Annotated in this window: 19 protein-coding genes; 10 read left to right on the top strand and 9 right to left on the bottom strand. The window is 71.1% G+C overall.

Annotated elements, in window-relative coordinates; translation table 11 throughout:
- Positions 1-33: 33 nt before the first annotated feature.
- Both AL2_RS39930 and AL2_RS34100 read right to left on the bottom strand, forming a co-directional pair.
- Positions 34-1,236: a hypothetical protein gene (locus AL2_RS39930; protein ID WP_067641096.1), complete on the bottom strand. Its 1,203-nt coding sequence runs from the start codon at positions 1,234-1,236 to the stop codon at positions 34-36.
- The gene (locus AL2_RS34100; protein ID WP_067641139.1) at positions 1,233-1,838 is read right to left on the bottom strand and encodes an RNA polymerase sigma factor; all 606 of its coding nucleotides are present in this window, start codon (positions 1,836-1,838) and stop codon (positions 1,233-1,235) included. The genes AL2_RS39930 and AL2_RS34100 overlap by 4 nt, the downstream gene beginning before the upstream one ends.
- Positions 1,839-2,017: 179 nt before the next feature.
- Here AL2_RS34100 and AL2_RS34095 point away from each other — a divergent pair, with 179 nt between their 5' ends.
- On the top strand, positions 2,018-2,476 hold the full coding sequence (locus tag AL2_RS34095) for a hypothetical protein (RefSeq protein ID WP_157438537.1): 459 nt from the start codon (positions 2,018-2,020) through the stop codon (positions 2,474-2,476).
- Between the two features lie 254 nt (positions 2,477-2,730).
- On the opposite strand, the gene AL2_RS34090 is transcribed toward AL2_RS34095, so the two are convergent.
- Positions 2,731-3,498, bottom strand: a complete 768-nt coding sequence (locus AL2_RS34090; protein ID WP_210748393.1) for a hypothetical protein — start codon at positions 3,496-3,498, stop codon at positions 2,731-2,733.
- A 270-nt stretch (positions 3,499-3,768) separates the two neighbouring features.
- Here AL2_RS34090 and AL2_RS34085 point away from each other — a divergent pair, with 270 nt between their 5' ends.
- Positions 3,769-4,374 (top strand): VanZ family protein, encoded by a 606-nt coding sequence (locus AL2_RS34085; protein WP_210748392.1) that lies wholly within the window; start codon positions 3,769-3,771, stop codon positions 4,372-4,374.
- A gap of 65 nt (positions 4,375-4,439) precedes the next feature.
- On the opposite strand, the gene AL2_RS36950 is transcribed toward AL2_RS34085, so the two are convergent.
- Together AL2_RS36950 and AL2_RS34080 are read right to left on the bottom strand one after the other, a co-directional pair.
- Positions 4,440-4,640, bottom strand: a complete 201-nt coding sequence (locus AL2_RS36950; RefSeq protein WP_157438541.1) for a DUF397 domain-containing protein — start codon at positions 4,638-4,640, stop codon at positions 4,440-4,442.
- A gap of 9 nt (positions 4,641-4,649) precedes the next feature.
- Positions 4,650-5,333 carry a DUF5753 domain-containing protein gene (locus AL2_RS34080; protein WP_067641092.1) on the bottom strand — a complete coding sequence of 228 codons (684 nt, stop codon included), beginning with the start codon at positions 5,331-5,333 and terminating at the stop codon, positions 4,650-4,652.
- Between the two features lie 188 nt (positions 5,334-5,521).
- Between AL2_RS34080 and AL2_RS34075 the strand changes: the two genes are divergently transcribed.
- From AL2_RS34075 to AL2_RS34040, 8 genes are all read left to right on the top strand, one after another.
- Positions 5,522-5,794, top strand: coding sequence for a hypothetical protein (locus AL2_RS34075; protein WP_067641091.1), 273 nt, complete (start codon positions 5,522-5,524; stop codon positions 5,792-5,794).
- 263 nt (positions 5,795-6,057) lie between these two features.
- Complete coding sequence (gene dnaK / locus AL2_RS34070; RefSeq protein WP_067641089.1) at positions 6,058-7,917, top strand: molecular chaperone DnaK; 1,860 nt, start codon at positions 6,058-6,060, stop codon at positions 7,915-7,917.
- A complete protein-coding gene (gene grpE, locus AL2_RS34065; RefSeq protein WP_376741338.1) occupies positions 7,914-8,558 on the top strand; it encodes a nucleotide exchange factor GrpE in 645 nt (214 codons plus the stop codon). Before dnaK ends, grpE begins: the two co-directional genes overlap by 4 nt.
- An 89-nt stretch (positions 8,559-8,647) precedes the next feature.
- On the top strand, positions 8,648-9,817 hold the full coding sequence (gene dnaJ, locus AL2_RS34060) for a molecular chaperone DnaJ (RefSeq protein ID WP_067641086.1): 1,170 nt from the start codon (positions 8,648-8,650) through the stop codon (positions 9,815-9,817).
- A 4-nt stretch (positions 9,818-9,821) separates the two neighbouring features.
- A complete protein-coding gene (locus AL2_RS34055; protein WP_067641084.1) occupies positions 9,822-10,268 on the top strand; it encodes a heat shock protein transcriptional repressor HspR in 447 nt (148 codons plus the stop codon).
- Positions 10,269-10,295: 27 nt separating this feature from the next.
- Positions 10,296-12,893, top strand: coding sequence for an ATP-dependent chaperone ClpB (gene clpB, locus AL2_RS34050; protein WP_067641082.1), 2,598 nt, complete (start codon positions 10,296-10,298; stop codon positions 12,891-12,893).
- A gap of 200 nt (positions 12,894-13,093) precedes the next feature.
- Complete coding sequence (locus AL2_RS34045) at positions 13,094-13,876, top strand: lytic polysaccharide monooxygenase (protein ID WP_067641080.1); 783 nt, start codon at positions 13,094-13,096, stop codon at positions 13,874-13,876.
- Positions 13,861-14,463, top strand: coding sequence for a DUF305 domain-containing protein (locus AL2_RS34040; protein WP_157438536.1), 603 nt, complete (start codon positions 13,861-13,863; stop codon positions 14,461-14,463). Before AL2_RS34045 ends, AL2_RS34040 begins: the two co-directional genes overlap by 16 nt.
- Before the next feature lie 62 nt (positions 14,464-14,525).
- On the opposite strand, the gene AL2_RS34035 is transcribed toward AL2_RS34040, so the two are convergent.
- From AL2_RS34035 to AL2_RS34020, 4 genes are read right to left on the bottom strand one after another with little or no spacing between them, the layout of a single operon-like run.
- The gene (locus AL2_RS34035) at positions 14,526-14,897 is read right to left on the bottom strand and encodes a hypothetical protein (protein WP_067641078.1); all 372 of its coding nucleotides are present in this window, start codon (positions 14,895-14,897) and stop codon (positions 14,526-14,528) included.
- A gap of 23 nt (positions 14,898-14,920) precedes the next feature.
- Entirely contained in the window at positions 14,921-15,361 is a 441-nt protein-coding gene (locus AL2_RS34030) for a roadblock/LC7 domain-containing protein (RefSeq protein ID WP_245667112.1), read from the bottom strand.
- A gap of 12 nt (positions 15,362-15,373) precedes the next feature.
- Positions 15,374-16,015, bottom strand: a complete 642-nt coding sequence (locus tag AL2_RS34025) for a DUF4388 domain-containing protein (protein WP_067641076.1) — start codon at positions 16,013-16,015, stop codon at positions 15,374-15,376.
- 1 nt (position 16,016) lies between these two features.
- Positions 16,017-16,367 carry a hypothetical protein gene (locus AL2_RS34020; protein ID WP_067641131.1) on the bottom strand — a complete coding sequence of 117 codons (351 nt, stop codon included), beginning with the start codon at positions 16,365-16,367 and terminating at the stop codon, positions 16,017-16,019.
- Between the last annotated feature and the right edge of the window lie 71 nt (positions 16,368-16,438).

Here is a 16,438-nt window from a genome sequence, read left to right as displayed (position 1 = left end):
GTCACCGCCCCCGGTCCGGAAGGGTCGGACAGGTCAGGAGGGCAGCTCCGCGGGGGGCTTCGGCTTGGTGTCCGTCCAGCCCGACGAGCGGATGGCCACGTAGTTGATGACGAAGCCCGGCTTCATCTCCGCGTAGGGGCCGCCGGGCCCGGTCAGCTCGTCCTGGACGGACAGCAGCTCGCCGGTCCGCTCATCGAAGACGATCACCTGGCGGTGCCGGTAGGTCCCCCGCTCGGCCTTCGGCCCGCCGTATTCGCCGGTGACCGTCACGGTGCGCTCGCCGGAGGCCAGCGCCACACCCTCGCGGCCCAGCGGGTCGGTGGTGCGGCCGATCGCGTCGATGCCCGGCTGCGCGGCCAGCGCCCGCATCAGCCCGGCCCGGACCTTGGGCGGGACCGGCGTGCCGCCGAGGATCGACGACGCACGCCAGATCTTGGCGGAGGCCGCCTGCGAAGCGCTCACCTTCCGCGCGGCCTTCTCCGGGAGGCCCATCCCCCGGCGCGTCTCCGCGTCGTTCAGGAACATGGCGGCGAGCTTGGACGGGTCGGTCGGCAGGTTCTGCCATTCGGCGGCCGGCTTGCCCAGGAACTCACCGCCGCCCTTCGGGTCGATGCCGACCTCCGGGCCGTCCGACCGCCACTTCGTCGCCTTGGCCGTGTAGGTGGAGTAGTGGTCGTTCGACCAGACCCGGAAGGTGGACGGGGAACCGGCCTTCTTCCACGCCGCCTCGTCCTGGGCGGTGAGCGGCCTGGCCGGCAGGTCGCGCCCGTAGTACGCCTCGCCGGTCCCCTTCTTCAGGCCGGTCCAGCTGAACGACTCGCTCGCCGCGCCGACGATCGCGTACGTGCCGGTCTTCGCCCGGACGATGTACGACTGCCCGTCGAGGCGGTCGGTGTACCAGTACTCGCCGGTCGGCGTCAGCTCGACCTTGGCCGCCGCCGCGAGCACCGCGTCCTTGCCGAGGTCGACCCCGGCCGGTGACTCGGGCGAACCCGGCGTCCCTCCGCCCGTAAGGGCGATGGCGACGGCGGTCGCCGCGCCCGCCGCGACCAGGGCCGTCCCCAGCCCGGCCGGCCACCCGAACCCGAACCGCCGCCGGCCCGTCCCCGCCGTCTGGACGCGCTTGCCCGCCATCTCGTCCGCCAGCACCGCCAGCGCCTTCGCCGACACCTCCGCCGACGGGGGCGGCGGCTCGCGCAGCAGGCCCCGGACCCGGTCCATCTCGTTCATGTTCATGCGGGCGTCTCCTCAACGATCAGCGCGGGGTTGGTTCCGCCGAGCGACTCCCGCAGGCGGCGCCGGGCACGGTTCAGCCGGGACCCGACCGTGCCCGTCTTCAGGCCGAGCGCCTGCCCGACCTCCTCGTAGGACAGGTCGGCCAGCGCCACCAGCAGCAGGACGTCACGGTCCCCGCGCGGCAGCCGGGCCAGCGCGTCGGCCAGTTCCACGCCCGCGCCACCGGCCGTGACACGGGCCGCGACCAGGTCTTCGGGGCCGTCCTCGAATCGGTCGGCGGGCGTGCGCGCGAGCGCCCGGTAGCGGCGGCCCTCCGCGCGGCGGTGCGTCCCAATCAGCCGGGTCGCGATGCCGTACAGCCAGGGACGGACCGACCCACGCGCGGGATCGAACCGGCCCCGCTTGCGGAACGCGGCGAGGAAGACCTCGGCGGCGATGTCGTCCGCGGCATCCGCGCCGAGCCGCCGCGCCACATACCCGTGGATAGCGGCGAAATGGCGGTGGAAGATCTCCGCGAACGCGGCGGGCTCGTCCCGCGACCGGACGATCGCCTCCGCGTCGGACGCGTCCCCGCCGGAGTCCGGCGGGTGGTGATGGGCCATGAGGAGATCCTCGCTGTGGGGGGAGTGCACGGTCACCCGGTTCTCAACCGATCCCCCGATCCGCCTTCACGCCCACGCGCCTTCACCTTGCGGTAGCGGACTACAGGATCCCGCCGGCTGCAGAGCTGCACGCCACCAAGCTGGTCGGCGGCCGCGGCGAGCCGTCGACAGACCCGAAGGTGAACGCCTCCAAGAAGGACCGGCGGCAAGTGGTGCGGCTGGCGCTGGAAGCCATCGGCTCCACGCCGGGCCTGAACGTCGGTACCGTGTACCGGACCACCACGGCCACCGGCCCCGCCTACGCCCGGGAACGCGACGCCCTCTACCGCCGCCTAGTGGACCGGCTCGACACCCGGCTCGGAACGGCCGGCGAGCTGGGGATGGTCTTCATGGACGGCGACGGAACCGCCAACGGCTACTACGCCGCGCACCGCAGTATGAAACTCGCCCACCGCAGCATCATCGAAGATCCGCTGTTCCAGTGCTCGGGCCGCTCCCAGCTGGTCCATATGGCCGACCTGGTGGCCTGGACTTCCTACCAGTCGCTGCTACGCCACCCCGGCAAGAGGTACACGTGGGACTGGTTCGACACCTACCTCAAGGCCGCCGACATCAACGGCGGCCCGATCCTGTGCTGACGCGTACTGTCCCGCCCAGAGCACTCCTGGCTCAGAAAGAAGCTAGACCCGCTGATCCACGAGTGTGGGGCGGGTCCGCACTCACAAGATAACACACCGCAGCCCTGCGAGCAGATGGTTACGGCCACTCGGCAATCTCGCTGGCCAGGCACCACCTGGCACCGGTCAGCGGCGACCTGGCGCCGACAGCGACCACGTCGCCCAACGGCGAGGTGACCGCAAGATCGATCTCCGCGACGGCGAACCACCGACGGTCACCCAGGGCGGCACCCGGCGCCTCTGGGAGGCCTTGGACGCCATCCGCGAACGCTGGGCTCCGTGAGGGCGACCTGCCGTGCTACGGGGCACGGGCGAAGGTCGAGCCGGACGGCACCACCACCCTGTGGCGAGGCCGCGGACGGTGGGTCTGGAAGGCCGTCCGCCGCCCCTGACTGCCGGACGCCCCCTGCCGTTCGGGGTCGCGCAGGGATCGGTCGCGGCGGGTGGCCCGCCTCCCCCCGCGTCAGGCCCGGCACGGCGGAGGTCTCGCCGGTCGACAGCGCGGCCGACACCACCACACCCCGGTCGACACCGACCGCCGCACTATTGCCCGGCGCGGGAACCGGGGCCGGGATCGCGGCGAACGCGACATGCCAGCGTCCGGCGCGGTCCCGCGTCACCCGGAACGACCTCACCCCGGCCGGGACGGGACGCGACCAGCGCAACCGCACCCACCCCACCTTCGGCACCCGCACCTCACCCGTGCGGCGCGACAACCGCCGCACCTCCCACGCCTGCCCCCGCACCCCGACGATCCGGAAACCCTCGTGCACCCCGGCCTTACGCCAGGTCGGGCGCCGGTGCGTCCCGGCGAAGAAGTTCGCCATCGCCTGCGCGAAGTCCCGGAGCGCCTGCTGCTGCACCGTCACCGACCCGGCCGCCAGCCACGGGTTGGCGGCACGGGCCTCGGTGAGCTGGCGGGCCTGCGCGCCATACCCCGGCGCCGGGCCGCGCCGCGGCGTCCACCACGCGTGCTGCTCCACCGCCAGATTCCACACGAACCGGGGGCAGGGGTCGGACACAGCCGATACCGCGACACGCCCCGCAACCTACCGACCGCCACCGACAAAACCCCGACCGACAAAACCAGGAGGCCAAAGTGCCGCGTTTCCTCCCCGCCCTCAAGGACGGGGTCTCCACGCTGTAGGTATCCGGTGAAAACGCATACGCCCGCGATAGGGGCTTCCGATTTCAATACAGGCATGGACCAGAGCGCTTCGCCTTCAACTCCAGCCCGTCGTACGCGCGTAATCGTGCTCGCCAGCCTCGCGATCCTCGCCGCGGCGATCGCCGCGTTCGGCCCGGTCGGCATGATGGTGAGGATGTTGACCATGCCGTTGCACAAGCCGGAATGGCACATCTTGGTCGGCACGTTCAACGGCGTGGCGCTCATCACGGTGGCCGCGCTGCCGCTGGCCGCACTGGCGGTGTGGGTTCTGGCCCGCCGCCGGAGCGCCGCCGGCGTCCCGTCGGCGTGGCGGATGTCGCTGGCCGAGGTCGGCATCGTCTACGGGACGGTGCCGTGGGTCTGGATGATCCTGCTGCCCGGCGACGAAGCCGGCGCAGCGATGAGCCTGGTGCCGCTGCGGGACTTGTCCACGATGGACACGGGCCAGATCGTGGGCAACCTGCTGGTGTTCGCGGCGCTCGGGTTCTTCACCCCGCTGCGCTTCGCGGCGCTGGCGTCCGTACCCCGGATCCTGGCGCTCGGGGCGGGCTGCTCAGCCCTGGTCGAGGCCGGACAGTACGTCCTGCATCTGGACCGTGTGTCCTCTGTGGACGACGTCCTCCTCAACGCCACCGGCGCCGCACTGGCCGCCCTGGTGTCCCGCCCCTGGTGGCACACCACGCAACCCTGATCAGCTGCCGGAACGAGCGCGGCGACCGGTTTCGCACCGGCCGCCGCATGACGTGAGCTGGAGGGTTACAGCTCGCCATTTTTGATTCGGGAAGTCAACCCGCGCCACGCGTGGGGCGCGAACACCAGCACCGGCCCGTTCCGATCCACCGAGTCACGCACACCCACAACACCAGGAATGTTCAGCGCCACCTCTACACACGAATCGTTACCAGCGCCGGAGTGGCTGCTGATCCGCCACTGAGCTTCGGCCGGGAACCTAAGCATCGACATGCGTTAAAACTCCTCCCGGATGGTGGCGATGAGCGCCACGGACTCCTCTTGAGACAACGCTATGCTGGCGATGCGGTCAAGCATTGAGCAACAGCGCCGCACTTGCGCGACGTCCTCGATGTACATGCTTCCTCCCATGGTCTCCACGTGAGCAGTATCGAGTTCCAGCGGCGCCGAGAACTCGAAGATGACGACTGAGCCCTCGCCGAGCCCGGGCCGGTATTCAAGCATCATCGGCACAACACGGACAGTCACCGACGACTGTTTCGCCGCTTCCAGGAGCGCCGAGAGCTGGCCCTTCATCACAGCCAGTCCACCGACCGGGCGGCGGAGGATCTCCTCTGCCAGGAGTACGTCGAGGTCAGGCGCGTCAGTACGCGCAAACCGGGCGCGCCTCGCCATTCGAGCCTGCAACCGCCGATCGATCTCTTCCCGATCGTTTGGGAATTCACTGCTGATTAGAGCGCGAGCGTAGTCAGGGGTCTGGAGCAGACCGGGGATAACTTCCGTCTGCCACGTACGGATGCTGCCCGCCGCGTCTTCCAGTTCGGCATAACTGCCGGCCAGCACATCGTCGAATGCCGCCCACCAGCCCCGGTTCCGGATGTCGCGAGTGAGCTGGAGCAGGGCCGCCCGTGTCGCGTAGTCGGTGCCGTAGACGTCCAGGATGCGTCCGACATCGGCCACGGTGGGCCTGCCCTTGGCCGTCTCGATGCGGCCACTCCTCGGCTGCTCGCCGACAAGGTTCGCGAGGCCCTCGGCGTCCAGCGGGCGACCCCGCCCCTCAGGAGGCGGCCCCGGACGGCCGCGCCGCCGTCGCGGCCGTCTCACGTGCGGCCGAAGCGGCGGCGGCGCGTCCTGCTCGGGGGCTGGCGGTGAGGGCGGCGTACGAGCCGCCGCAGATGTACGCCTGGGACATCGAGGACGGTCAGGGCGGGGTGACCGACGACATGACCGCCGCGATCGGCTACGTCGATCTCGCTCTTGGTGGGGCGGCCACGGGGGTGTGCGGTGCGATCCGGCTCGTCACCGTGTCCATGTACGGCCAGAGCGAGTACATCGACCTCGGAGTCATCGGCAGGGCGCGGCGCGATGACGGCGGGGTCATGTGGACGAGGAGGTGCGGGGAGCGTCCGGGATGGGGGTGACGCTGCCCGCGGTCCTTCCCGCGGAGGACGAGGCCTCCTTCGGCAGGGCGAACTTCTCCCCCGCGAGCCGGCGTCGGGAACCGGAATAGGTTGCTCAATCGTCCTGTTGTAGAGGTCGTCAGCAAAGTTGAGCGAGGCCGACTCAAGTCATTTGACAAGGGGCCGGTCTCCGGGCAACCTTGCGGACAGAGAAGACGAACCGGCCGCGCCCTGGGGGCGACCGGGGCTGCGATAACACCGGCAGAACGACGGAGGACGAGAACATGGCACGTGCGGTCGGCATCGACCTCGGGACGACCAACTCGGTCGTCGCGATTCTGGAGGGCGGCGAGCCCACCGTCATCGCGAACGCGGAGGGGTCGCGGACCACGCCGTCCGTCGTCGCCTTCGCCAAGAACGGTGAGGTTCTCGTCGGCGAGGTCGCCAAGCGCCAGGCGGTCACCAACGTGGACCGCACCATCCGGTCGGTCAAGCGCGAGATGGGCACCGACTGGAAGACCAAGATCGACGACAAGGACTTCAACCCGCAGCAGATCAGCGCGTTCGTGCTGCAGAAGCTGAAGCGGGACGCGGAGTCCTACCTGGGCGAGACCATCACCGACGCGGTCATCACGGTCCCCGCCTACTTCTCCGACCACCAGCGGCAGGCCACCAAGGAGGCCGGCCAGATCGCGGGCCTGAACGTCCTGCGGATCATCAACGAGCCGACCTCGGCGGCGCTGGCCTACCACCTGGAGAAGGAGAACGAGGCCACCATCCTGGTCTTCGACCTCGGTGGCGGTACGTTCGACGTCTCCCTGCTGGAGGTCGGCGACGGGGTGGTCGAGGTCAAGGCCACCAGCGGCGACAACCACCTGGGCGGCGACGACTGGGACAACAAGGTCGTCGACTGGCTGGTGGAGAAGTTCAAGAACGCCAACGGCGTCGACCTCGGCAAGGACAAGATGGCCCTGCAGCGGCTCCGCGAGGCCGCTGAGAAGGCGAAGATCGAGCTGTCCGGCTCGTCCGAGACGCAGATCAACCTGCCCTACATCACCGCGTCCAGCGAAGGCCCGCTGCACCTGGACGAGAAGCTGACCCGGGGCGAGTTCCAGCGGATGACGTCCGACCTGCTCGACCGGACCAAGGCGCCGTTCCAGTCGGTGCTGAAGGACGCGAACATCACCGTCGACAAGATCGACCAGGTCGTCCTGGTCGGCGGCTCGACCCGGATGCCCGCGGTGTCCGAGCTGGTCAAGGAGCTGACCGGCGGCAAGGAGCCGAACAAGGGCGTCAACCCGGACGAGGTCGTCGCGATCGGCGCCAGCCTGCAGGCCGGCGTGCTCAAGGGCGAGGTCAAGGACGTCCTGCTGCTGGACGTGACCCCGCTGAGCCTCGGCATCGAGACCAAGGGCGGCATCTTCACCAAGATCATCGAGCGGAACACCACGATCCCGACCAAGCGGTCGGAGACGTTCACCACCGCCGACGACAACCAGCCGTCCGTGGAGATCCAGGTCTACCAGGGCGAGCGCGAGATCGCCGCGTACAACAAGAAGCTCGGCACCTTCCAGCTCACCGGCCTGCCGCCGGCGCCGCGCGGCGTCCCGCAGATCGAGGTCACCTTCGACATTGACGCGAACGGCATCGTGAACGTCAGCGCGAAGGACCAGGGCACCGGCCGCGAGCAGTCGATGGTCATCACCGGCGGCAGCGCGCTGCCGAAGGACGACATCGACAAGATGATGCGCGACGCCGAGCAGTACGCCGAGGAGGACCGCAAGCGCAAGGAGGAGGCCGACGTCCGCAACCAGGCCGACACCCTCGCGTACTCGACCGAGAAGTTCCTGCGGGAGAACGACGAGAAGGTCCCCGCGGAGCTGAAGACCGAGGTGAACGACGCGGTCGCCGAGGTGAAGAAGGCCCTGGAGGGCACCGACATCGACGCGATCAAGGGCTCCGCCGAGAAGCTCGCCCAGGTCAGCCAGAAGATGGGCGCGGCAATGTACGCGCAGCAGCCCGAGGGCGGCCAGCCCGGCGCCGAGGACCACGGTCCGACCGCCGACGCGCAGGGGCCGCAGGACGACGAGGTCGTCGACGCGGAGATCGTGGACGAGGACAAGCCGAAGGACGGTGCATCGTGACGTCCTCCCCTGATGAGGGCGAGGAGAAGGAGGGCCCGGTGATCCGCGACAAGCGGCGCATCGATCCCGAAACGGGGGAAGTCCGGGCGCAGGCGGAGGGTTCGCCTGCCCCGGAGGCCCCGGCCGACGGGGACACCAGCGCCGGCAAGGTCAGCGACGAGGAGACCTCCTCGCTGAAGACTCAGCTCTCGGAGCGTCTCGCCGACCTCCAGCGGCTGAAGGCCGAATACGACAACTATCGCAAGCGGGTCGAGCGCGACCGGGTCGCGGTCCGCGAGCAGGCCCTCGGGCAGGTCCTGTCCGAGCTGCTCCCGATCCTGGACGACATCGGCCGCGCCCGTGACCACGACGAGCTCACCGGCGGGTTCAAGTCCGTCGCGGAGAGCCTGGAGGCGGTCACCGGCAAGCTCGGCCTGGAGCGGTACGGGGAGAAGGGCGAGCCCTTCGACCCGACCGTGCACGAGGCGCTCATGCACTCCCTCTCGGCGGACGTGACCGAGACGAGTGTCGTGGACGTCCTGCAGCCCGGCTACCGGATCGGCGAGCGCGTCCTGCGGGCCGCGCGCGTCGCGGTGGCCGACCCCGACCCGGAGGCGGGCGCGGACAAGCCCGCCGACGAGCCGGGCGACGACGGCGAATGATCCCGCGGGGTCCGTCCCCGCGGGGGGCGGGCCCCGATCGGGGGCCTTGAAGACATGTGGCAAGTGGCGATAGCAGAAGGCGGGGCGCCGTGAGCACCAAGGACTACCTGGAGAAGGACTACTACAAGGTCCTCGGTGTCGCGAAGACGGCCTCGCAGGAGGAGATCAAGAAGTCCTACCGGAAGCTGGCGCGCAAGTACCACCCGGACGCCAACAAGGGGGACGCCGACGCCGAGGAGCGCTTCAAGGAGGTCTCCGAGGCCTACGACGTGCTGTCCGACGAGAAGCGCCGCAAGGAGTACGACACCGTCCGGTCGATGCCGGGCGGGTTCCGCGGCCAGCAGGGCGGCGGGTTCGGCTTCGACCTCGGCGACCTGTTCGGCCAGGGCGGCACCGGGACGCAGACGGGCGCCGGGGAGCGCATCGGCGACCTGTTCGGCGGCCTGTTCGGCCGGGGCGGCGGCGGTACCCGCACCACGGGGACGACGCGGCGCGCGCGGCGCGGCGCGGACGTCGAGACCGAGGTGACGCTGTCGTTCGGCCGCGCCATGAACGGCGTGACCGTCCCGATCAAGCTGACCAGCGAGGCGGCGTGCAACGCGTGCCGGGGGACGGGCGCGAAGGCCGGCACCGTGCCGCGGGTGTGCCCGAACTGCGAGGGCACCGGGCACGAGACCCGCAACCTCGGCAACTTCGGCTTCCAGGAGCCGTGCAAGGAGTGCCGCGGCCGGGGCCTCGTCGTGGACGACCCGTGCGAGGTGTGCCACGGCAGCGGCCGCGCGACCGGCACCCGGACGATCCAGGCCCGCATCCCGGCGGGCGTCGCGGACGGGCAGAAGATCAGGCTGAAGGCCAAGGGCGCCCCGGGCGAGAACGGCGGCCCGTCCGGCGACCTGTACGTGAACATCAAGGTCCTTCCGCACCCGGTGTTCGGCCGCAGCGGCGACAACCTCACGATGACCGTCCCGGTGACGTTCCCCGAGGCGGCGCTCGGCGCCGAGATCCGGGTGCCGACGTTCCAGGGGCAGCCCGTCACGCTGAAGCTGCCGGAGGGCACGCCCAACGGCCGCAAGTTCCGCGTGAAGGGCCGCGGCGCCCCCCGGCGCGACGGGACGAAGGGCGACCTGCTGGTCACCGTGGACGTCCATGTCCCGCAGAAGCTGGACGAGCAGTCCCGCGAGGCCCTGGCGAAGCTCCGCGCGGCGGGCGGCGGCGAGGACCTGCGCGCCGACATCATCCAGCAGGCCAGGCAGGAGTGAGGTCATGGATCCCTTCGGCGATGACACTCCGGTCTATGTGATCTCGGTGGCGGCGCAGCTGTCCGGGCTGCATCCGCAGACGCTGCGGACGTACGACCGGATGGGCCTGGTGTCGCCGGGGCGGACGGCGGGCCGGGGGCGCCGCTACTCGATGCGCGACATCGTGATGCTCCGGGAGATCCAGCGGCTCTCCCAGGAGGAGGGCATCAACCTCTCCGGCATCAAGCACATCCTGGAGCTGCAGCGCGACAACGTGCGGCTCCGCGAGGAGCTCGCGAAGGCGCACGCGGCGCTGGAGGAGCTCGCGAACGAACTGGAGTCGACCCGCGCGGTCGCGGCGCGGCTGGCGCAGCACCGGCGGCACGGCGATCCGGCCGGCACCCCCGGCGCCGACCTGGTGCCGATCCGGCACACCAGCGTCGTCGTCTGGCACGAGCGGAACACCGATTGAGCACGGCACTTCTCACGGGGACGGGACATGGACTACAAGCTGACGCAGAAGAGCCAGGAGGCGGTGTCGGTCGCGGTCCGCAGGGCGGCGGCCGAGGGGCACCCCGAGGTCGAGCCGCAGCATCTGCTGGTGGCGCTGATCGCGCTGCCGGACGGGACGGCGGTGCCGCTGCTGGAGGCGGTCGGCGCCGACTGGCAGGCGATCCGGCGGCGGGCCGAGGAGCAGCTCGCCGCGAAGCCGAAGGCGCAGGGGTCGACGGTGTCGTCCCCGCGCCTCGCGGGCCAGCTCCAGCGGTCGATCAACACGGCCGCGAACCGGGCGCAGCAGCTGGAGGACGAGTACGTCTCGACCGAGCACCTGCTGGTCGGCCTGGCCGCGGACGGCGGCCCGGCGGCGGGCCTGCTGAAGGAGTTCGGCGCGACGCCGCAGGCGCTGCTGGACGCGTTCGAGAAGGTGCGCGGCCACGCCCGCGTCACCAGTGAGAACCCCGAGGGCACCTACCAGTCGCTGGAGAAGTACGGCGTCGACCTGACGTCGGCGGCCCGCGACGGGCGGCTCGACCCGGTCATCGGCCGCGACGCGGAGATCCGCCGGGTCGTGCAGGTGCTGTCGCGCCGCACGAAGAACAACCCGGTGCTGATCGGTGAGCCCGGCGTCGGGAAGACCGCCGTGGTGGAGGGCCTGGCGCAGCGCATCATCGCGGGCGACGTGCCCGAGTCGCTGCGCGGCAAGAAGCTCGTCTCGCTCGACCTGGGCGCGATGGTCGCTGGCGCGAAGTACCGCGGCGAGTTCGAGGAGCGGCTGAAGGCCGTCCTGAACGAGATCAAGGAGTCCGAGGGGCAGATCGTCACGTTCATCGACGAGCTGCACACCGTCGTCGGGGCGGGCGCGGCCGAGGGCGCGATGGACGCCGGCAACATGCTGAAGCCGATGCTGGCGCGCGGCGAGCTGCGCATGATCGGCGCGACGACGCTGGACGAGTACCGCGAGCGCATCGAGAAGGACCCGGCGCTGGAGCGCCGCTTCCAGCAGATCTTCGTCGGCGAGCCGACCGTGGAGGACTCGATCGCGATCCTGCGCGGGCTGAAGGGCCGCTACGAGGCGCACCACAAGGTGCAGATCAACGACTCGGCGCTGGTCGCGGCGGCGACGCTGTCGGACCGCTACATCACCTCCCGGTACCTGCCGGACAAGGCGATCGACCTGGTGGACGAGGCCGCGTCCCGGCTGCGGATGGAGATCGACTCCCGTCCGGTGGAGATCGACGAGCTGCAGCGCTCGGTGGACCGGCTGAAGATGGAGGAGCTGAACCTCGCGAAGGAGACCGACGAGGCGTCCCGGCAGCGGCTCGACCGGCTGCGCAAGGACCTCGCCGACAAGCAGGAGCAGCTCACCGGCCTCGTCGCCCGCTGGGACAAGGAGAAGGCGAGCCTGAACCGGGTCGGCGAGATCAAGGAGACGATCGACCAGCTGCGCGGCGAGGCGGAGCGCGCCCAGCGCGACGGCGACCTGGAGACGTCCGCGCGGCTCACCTACGGCGAGATCCCGGCGTTGGAGAAGCAGCTGGAGGAGGCGTCGGAGGCGGCCGAGAACCGCGACGCGATGGTCAAGGAGGAGGTCGGCCCGGACGACGTCGCCGACGTGGTCGCGTCCTGGACGGGCATCCCCGCCGGCCGGCTGCTCGAAGGCGAGACGGCCAAGCTGCTCCGCATGGAGGACGAGCTGGGCAGGCGCCTCATCGGGCAGGAGGCCGCCGTCCGCACGGTGTCGGACGCGGTGCGCCGGGCGCGCGCGGGCATCTCCGACCCGGACCGCCCGACCGGCTCGTTCCTGTTCCTCGGCCCGACCGGCGTCGGCAAGACCGAGCTGGCGAAGGCGCTCGCGGAGTTCCTGTTCGACGACGAGCGGGCGATGACCCGCATCGACATGAGCGAGTACTCCGAGAAGCACAGCGTCGCCCGGCTGGTCGGCGCGCCGCCCGGGTACATCGGCTACGAGGAGGGCGGGCAGCTCACGGAGGCCGTCCGGCGCCGCCCGTACTCGGCGGTCCTGCTGGACGAGGTGGAGAAGGCGCACCCCGAGGTCTTCGACATCCTGCTCCAGGTGCTGGACGACGGCCGGCTCACGGACGGGCAGGGACGCACGGTCGACTTCCGCAACACGATCCTGATCCTGACGTCCAACATCGGGTCGCAGTTCCTCGTCGACCCGACGCTGGAGAACGGGGCGAAGCGGGAAGCGGTGTGGAACGCCGTCCGGAACTCGTTCAAGCCGGAGTTCCTGAACCGTCTCGACGACGTGATCCTGTTCGACGCGCTGTCCACGACGGAGCTGACCCGGATCGTGGACCTGCAGGTCGACAAGCTGGCCGAGCGCCTCGCCGACCGGCAGCTGACGCTGAACGTCACGCCCGCGGCGCGGGAGTGGCTGGCGCTGACCGGCTACGACCCGCTGTACGGGGCGCGGCCGCTGCGCCGGCTCGTGCAGACGGCGATCGGCGACCAGCTCGCCCGCGAGCTGCTCTCCGGTGAGGTCCGCGACGGCGACGAGGTCGTCGTCGATCTCGACGACGCCGCCGACCGGCTGACGGTCGAGCCGAAGAGCGGCCTCACCCTCACCAAGTAACCGGGGACCGGACGGGTCGGCGCGATGCGCCGGCCCGCCGTGTTCTCCCAGCGTGCGGCCCGGTGCGGCCGCCGCGGGACGCCTTCACGGTCCCTTCGAGGATTATTAAAGTTTCTTTATGGATACCCCCAGTAGCGTCCCACGGCATTGCGGCACACCGAAATCCGGTGGCCGCGGGACGACCGTTGGGAGATCACTTCATGCGCAGGTCCGTCGCCTACCCCCTCGCCGCCGTGGCGGCCGTCGCGGCGCCGGTGCTCGTCGCCGTCCCCGCGTCGGCGCACGGCTACGTCTCCGCACCCCCGAGCCGGCAGGCGCTCTGCGCGACGGGCGCCGTCCCCGACTGCGGCCCCATCCAGTTCGAACCGCAGAGCGTCGAGGGCCCGAAGGGGCTGAAGAGCTGCGACGGCGGCCTCAGCCAGTTCTCCGTCCTGGCGGACGAGAGCCGCGACTGGCCGGCCGAGTCCGTCGGCACCAGCGTCCCGTTCCGGTGGGTGTTCACCGCGCGGCACCGGACGTCCAACTGGGAGTACTTCGTCGACGGCACGAAGGCCGCCACGGTCGACGGCGGCAACCGGCAGCCGGACGCGGTCGTGACCCACAACATCGACCTCAGCAAGTTCCCGGGCCGCCACACCGTCCTCGCGGTGTGGAACATCGGGGACACGCCGAACGCGTTCTACAGCTGCATCGACCTCAACATCGGCGGCGGTGGCGGCTCGCAGCCGGCGCCCACCGGCAAGCCGACCCAGGCCCCCGCCCCGACGACGCAGCCGACGGCACCGGCGCCGCCGACCAGCAGCCGCCCCCCGGCGCCGACCGACGAGCCCGCGTCCGCGGACGCGTGGAAGGCGGGCGTGGCGTACAAGACGGGCGACGTGGTGACCTTCGACGGCGCCCGGTTCCGCTGCCGCCAGGGGCACACCGCGCTCCAGGGCTGGGAGCCGTCGCAGTTCACGCTGGCCCTGTGGCTGCCGCTGTGACCGGCCGGCGCGGCGCGATCCTGCTGGCCGTCCTCGCCGCGGCCCTGCCGCTGACGGCGGCGTGCAGCACCGGGCCGGCGAAGGGCAAGACGGCGAGCGCCGCGTCCAGCGCACCGTCCTCCGGCTTCAACGACCAGGACGTGGTCTTCCTGCAGATGATGGTCTCCCATCACGAGCAGGGGCTGCAGCTGGTGCGCCTCGCCACCGGCCGGGCCGACCGCAAGCAGGTGCGGACGCTGGCCTCCGCCGTCGACGCGACGGAGTCCGAAGAGCTGAAGCTCATGGAGTCCTGGCTCGGCGCGTGGTCGAAACCGGCGACGTCCGAGGCGGCGGCGCAGACGCACCTGCACCACGGCGCCGCGCCCGCCACCGGGGCCAAGGAGATCAACGCACTGCGGAAGACGAAGGGCGCCGGCTTCGAGCCCGCCTTCCTCAACCTGTTCATCGGCCACCAGGGCAGCGCGGTGGAGATGGCGCGGACGGAGCAGAGCAAGGGCGTCAACCCGGACGCGAAGGCGTTCGCCGGCCGCGTCGTCACGTCGCGGACGGCGGAGATCCAGCAGATGCTGCGCCTGCTGAACAGCTGACGGCCCCGATGCCGGCGGGCAGGCCCGTCCACCGTTGTGGCCGGTGGACGGGCCGCCCGCTGTCACACCTCCAGGTTCTCCTCGATGTCGCGGAGGCGGTGCCGGGCCAGGGCCAGGTTGGAGCGGTTCCGGTCGAGGGCCAGGTAGAGGAAGAGGCCCTTGCCCTTGCGGCCGGTCACCGGGCGGATGACGTGGTACTGGCTGGAGATGCTGATGAGGATGTCCTCGATCTCCTCCTTGAGCCCGAGCTGCTCCATGGTGCGGAGCTTGGCCCGCACCACCTCGGTGTTCCCGGCCGCGGCGACCTGCAGGTCGAGGGCCTTCGAGCTGCCCAGGTGCCCGAGCGCCATGCCGCTGTTGTAGTCGACGACGGCGGCGCCGAGCGTCCCGTCGATGGACATCATTTCCTTGAGCGAGAGGTCGAGGTTGGACATGCGTGCTCCCCTTCTGTTTGTCGTTACGTACGGCGCGCGCCGGTGAGATGCGACGCGACGGCGCGTGCGATGGGGCGCGACTCCAGGTGGAGCCGCCCCACGTTGACGGTCGGTTCCGCGAGGACGGTGAGGGACGCGGTCGGCCCGGCCGCGTAGATGACCACGTAGCCGTCCACCCCGCGTATCACCACCTCGTGGAACGCGCCGCCGTGCGCGGTCTGCGCGATCCGGTGCGCCAGCGACAGGCCCGTCGCCGTCACCGCCGCCATCCCGGTCGGTTCGACGGACGCGGGCAGGTCCTGCGCGAGGAGCAGCCCGTCCACCGACGCGACCAGGCTGCCGGTGAGCTGCGGGACGCGCGCCCGCAGCGTCCGCAGCTCCGCCGCCACCTTGGCCTCGGGGACCCGCGTCGCCGTCCCCGCTCGTTTCGCCACCTTCGTCAGCCCTCCGATCAGACGTTTCACCGGTCGTCCGGGTCAGCCGAGCTCCACCAGCGCCGTCCGCAGCCGGTCGAGCAGCGCACGGTCGGGCGGCGCCCATTCGGCGGGCGGCTCGCCCACCGGCCCCGCCGGGGCGGCGGAGCGTTCCGGCGGCTCCGTCCGCACCAGCGACGCCGCGGCGAGCCCGCGCACGGCGAGCAGGCAGCCGAACGCCGTCCGCCCGAGGTCGCGGGCCAGCCGCGCGGGCGTGCGCCGCCCGTCGGCGTTGAGCAGGATCTCCGCCTGGACGCCGGTCAGGATGACGCGCTGCCGCCGCACCCGCCGGACCGGCACGACGGGCGCCACGTCGACGCCCCCGTCCGGCCAGGCGGCGTCCAGGCGGGCGCGGCGCCGGCGCTGCTCCTGCACGAGCGTCGCCACGGTGATCCGCAGGCGCCCGCTCACCGGCCCCTCGGTGAACACCGGCTCGACCGCGGACCCGAGCACGAAGTAGGCGGCGTCGAACACCGCGAGCAGCGCCCCCAGCTCGGGATCGGACCCGGGGCCGGCGGACGCATGCCGGCTCTCCGCATGGACGACGGCCCCGCGTTCCAGGTGGAACGCGCCATCGCCGCCCACGCGCAGCACACCGGTGCACCTTTCCCGCTCCAGCACGCCGAGAAGACCGTAAATGTCCATATCAGCCGTCCGCCATTTCGCGGACGAGGCTCTGCATGCGCAGCCGCGCGAGCGCGAGGTTGCCGTTCTCCCGGTCGAGCAGTAAATGGACGAAGAGATGCCCGTCGAGATCGGCTCCGGAGAGGGCCAATAGGTGATATCCGTCCGTGCCGCAAACGATGATCTCCTCCACGTCGTCGCCCGCGGCGGTGGCGCTGAGCGCCGGCGACGCCAGCACCGCGCGCACCACGTCCGTCGCGCCGGCCGCGTCCTCGTGCTGGTCGACGAGGTCCTCCCGGCCCGCCGCCGCCACGGCGAGCCCGCTCGCACAGTCGACCAGTGTCACCCGCTGAGCCCCCGGGATCGTCATCATCCGCGCAAGGCAGTCGTCAATCCGCACTCATTCCCCCACCGAATGAGAGTTGCAGGAACTCGACCATAGCC

The organism is Actinomadura latina NBRC 106108 (assembly GCF_001552195.1).
Taxonomy (GTDB): Bacteria; Actinomycetota; Actinomycetes; order Streptosporangiales; family Streptosporangiaceae; genus Spirillospora; species Spirillospora latina.
The sequence above is the reverse complement of the archived record's forward strand: the minus strand, read 5'-3'. Positions and strand labels throughout refer to the sequence as shown.

Excerpts from the sequence above, each read along its gene's own strand:
- AL2_RS34045 (WP_067641080.1), top strand. The coding sequence starts at position 13,094 with ATGCGCAGGTCCGTCGCCTACCCCCTCGCCGCCGTGGCGGCCGTCGCG.
- clpB (WP_067641082.1), top strand. The coding sequence starts at position 10,296 with ATGGACTACAAGCTGACGCAGAAGAGCCAGGAGGCGGTGTCGGTCGCG.
- AL2_RS36950 (WP_157438541.1), bottom strand. The coding sequence starts at position 4,640 with ATGCTTAGGTTCCCGGCCGAAGCTCAGTGGCGGATCAGCAGCCACTCC.
- AL2_RS34055 (WP_067641084.1), top strand. The coding sequence starts at position 9,822 with ATGGATCCCTTCGGCGATGACACTCCGGTCTATGTGATCTCGGTGGCG.
- AL2_RS34020 (WP_067641131.1), bottom strand. The coding sequence starts at position 16,367 with ATGATGACGATCCCGGGGGCTCAGCGGGTGACACTGGTCGACTGTGCG.
- AL2_RS34035 (WP_067641078.1), bottom strand. The coding sequence starts at position 14,897 with ATGTCCAACCTCGACCTCTCGCTCAAGGAAATGATGTCCATCGACGGG.
- AL2_RS34025 (WP_067641076.1), bottom strand. The coding sequence starts at position 16,015 with ATGGACATTTACGGTCTTCTCGGCGTGCTGGAGCGGGAAAGGTGCACC.
- dnaK (WP_067641089.1), top strand. The coding sequence starts at position 6,058 with ATGGCACGTGCGGTCGGCATCGACCTCGGGACGACCAACTCGGTCGTC.
- AL2_RS34100 (WP_067641139.1), bottom strand. The coding sequence starts at position 1,838 with ATGGCCCATCACCACCCGCCGGACTCCGGCGGGGACGCGTCCGACGCG.
- AL2_RS39930 (WP_067641096.1), bottom strand. The coding sequence starts at position 1,236 with ATGAACATGAACGAGATGGACCGGGTCCGGGGCCTGCTGCGCGAGCCG.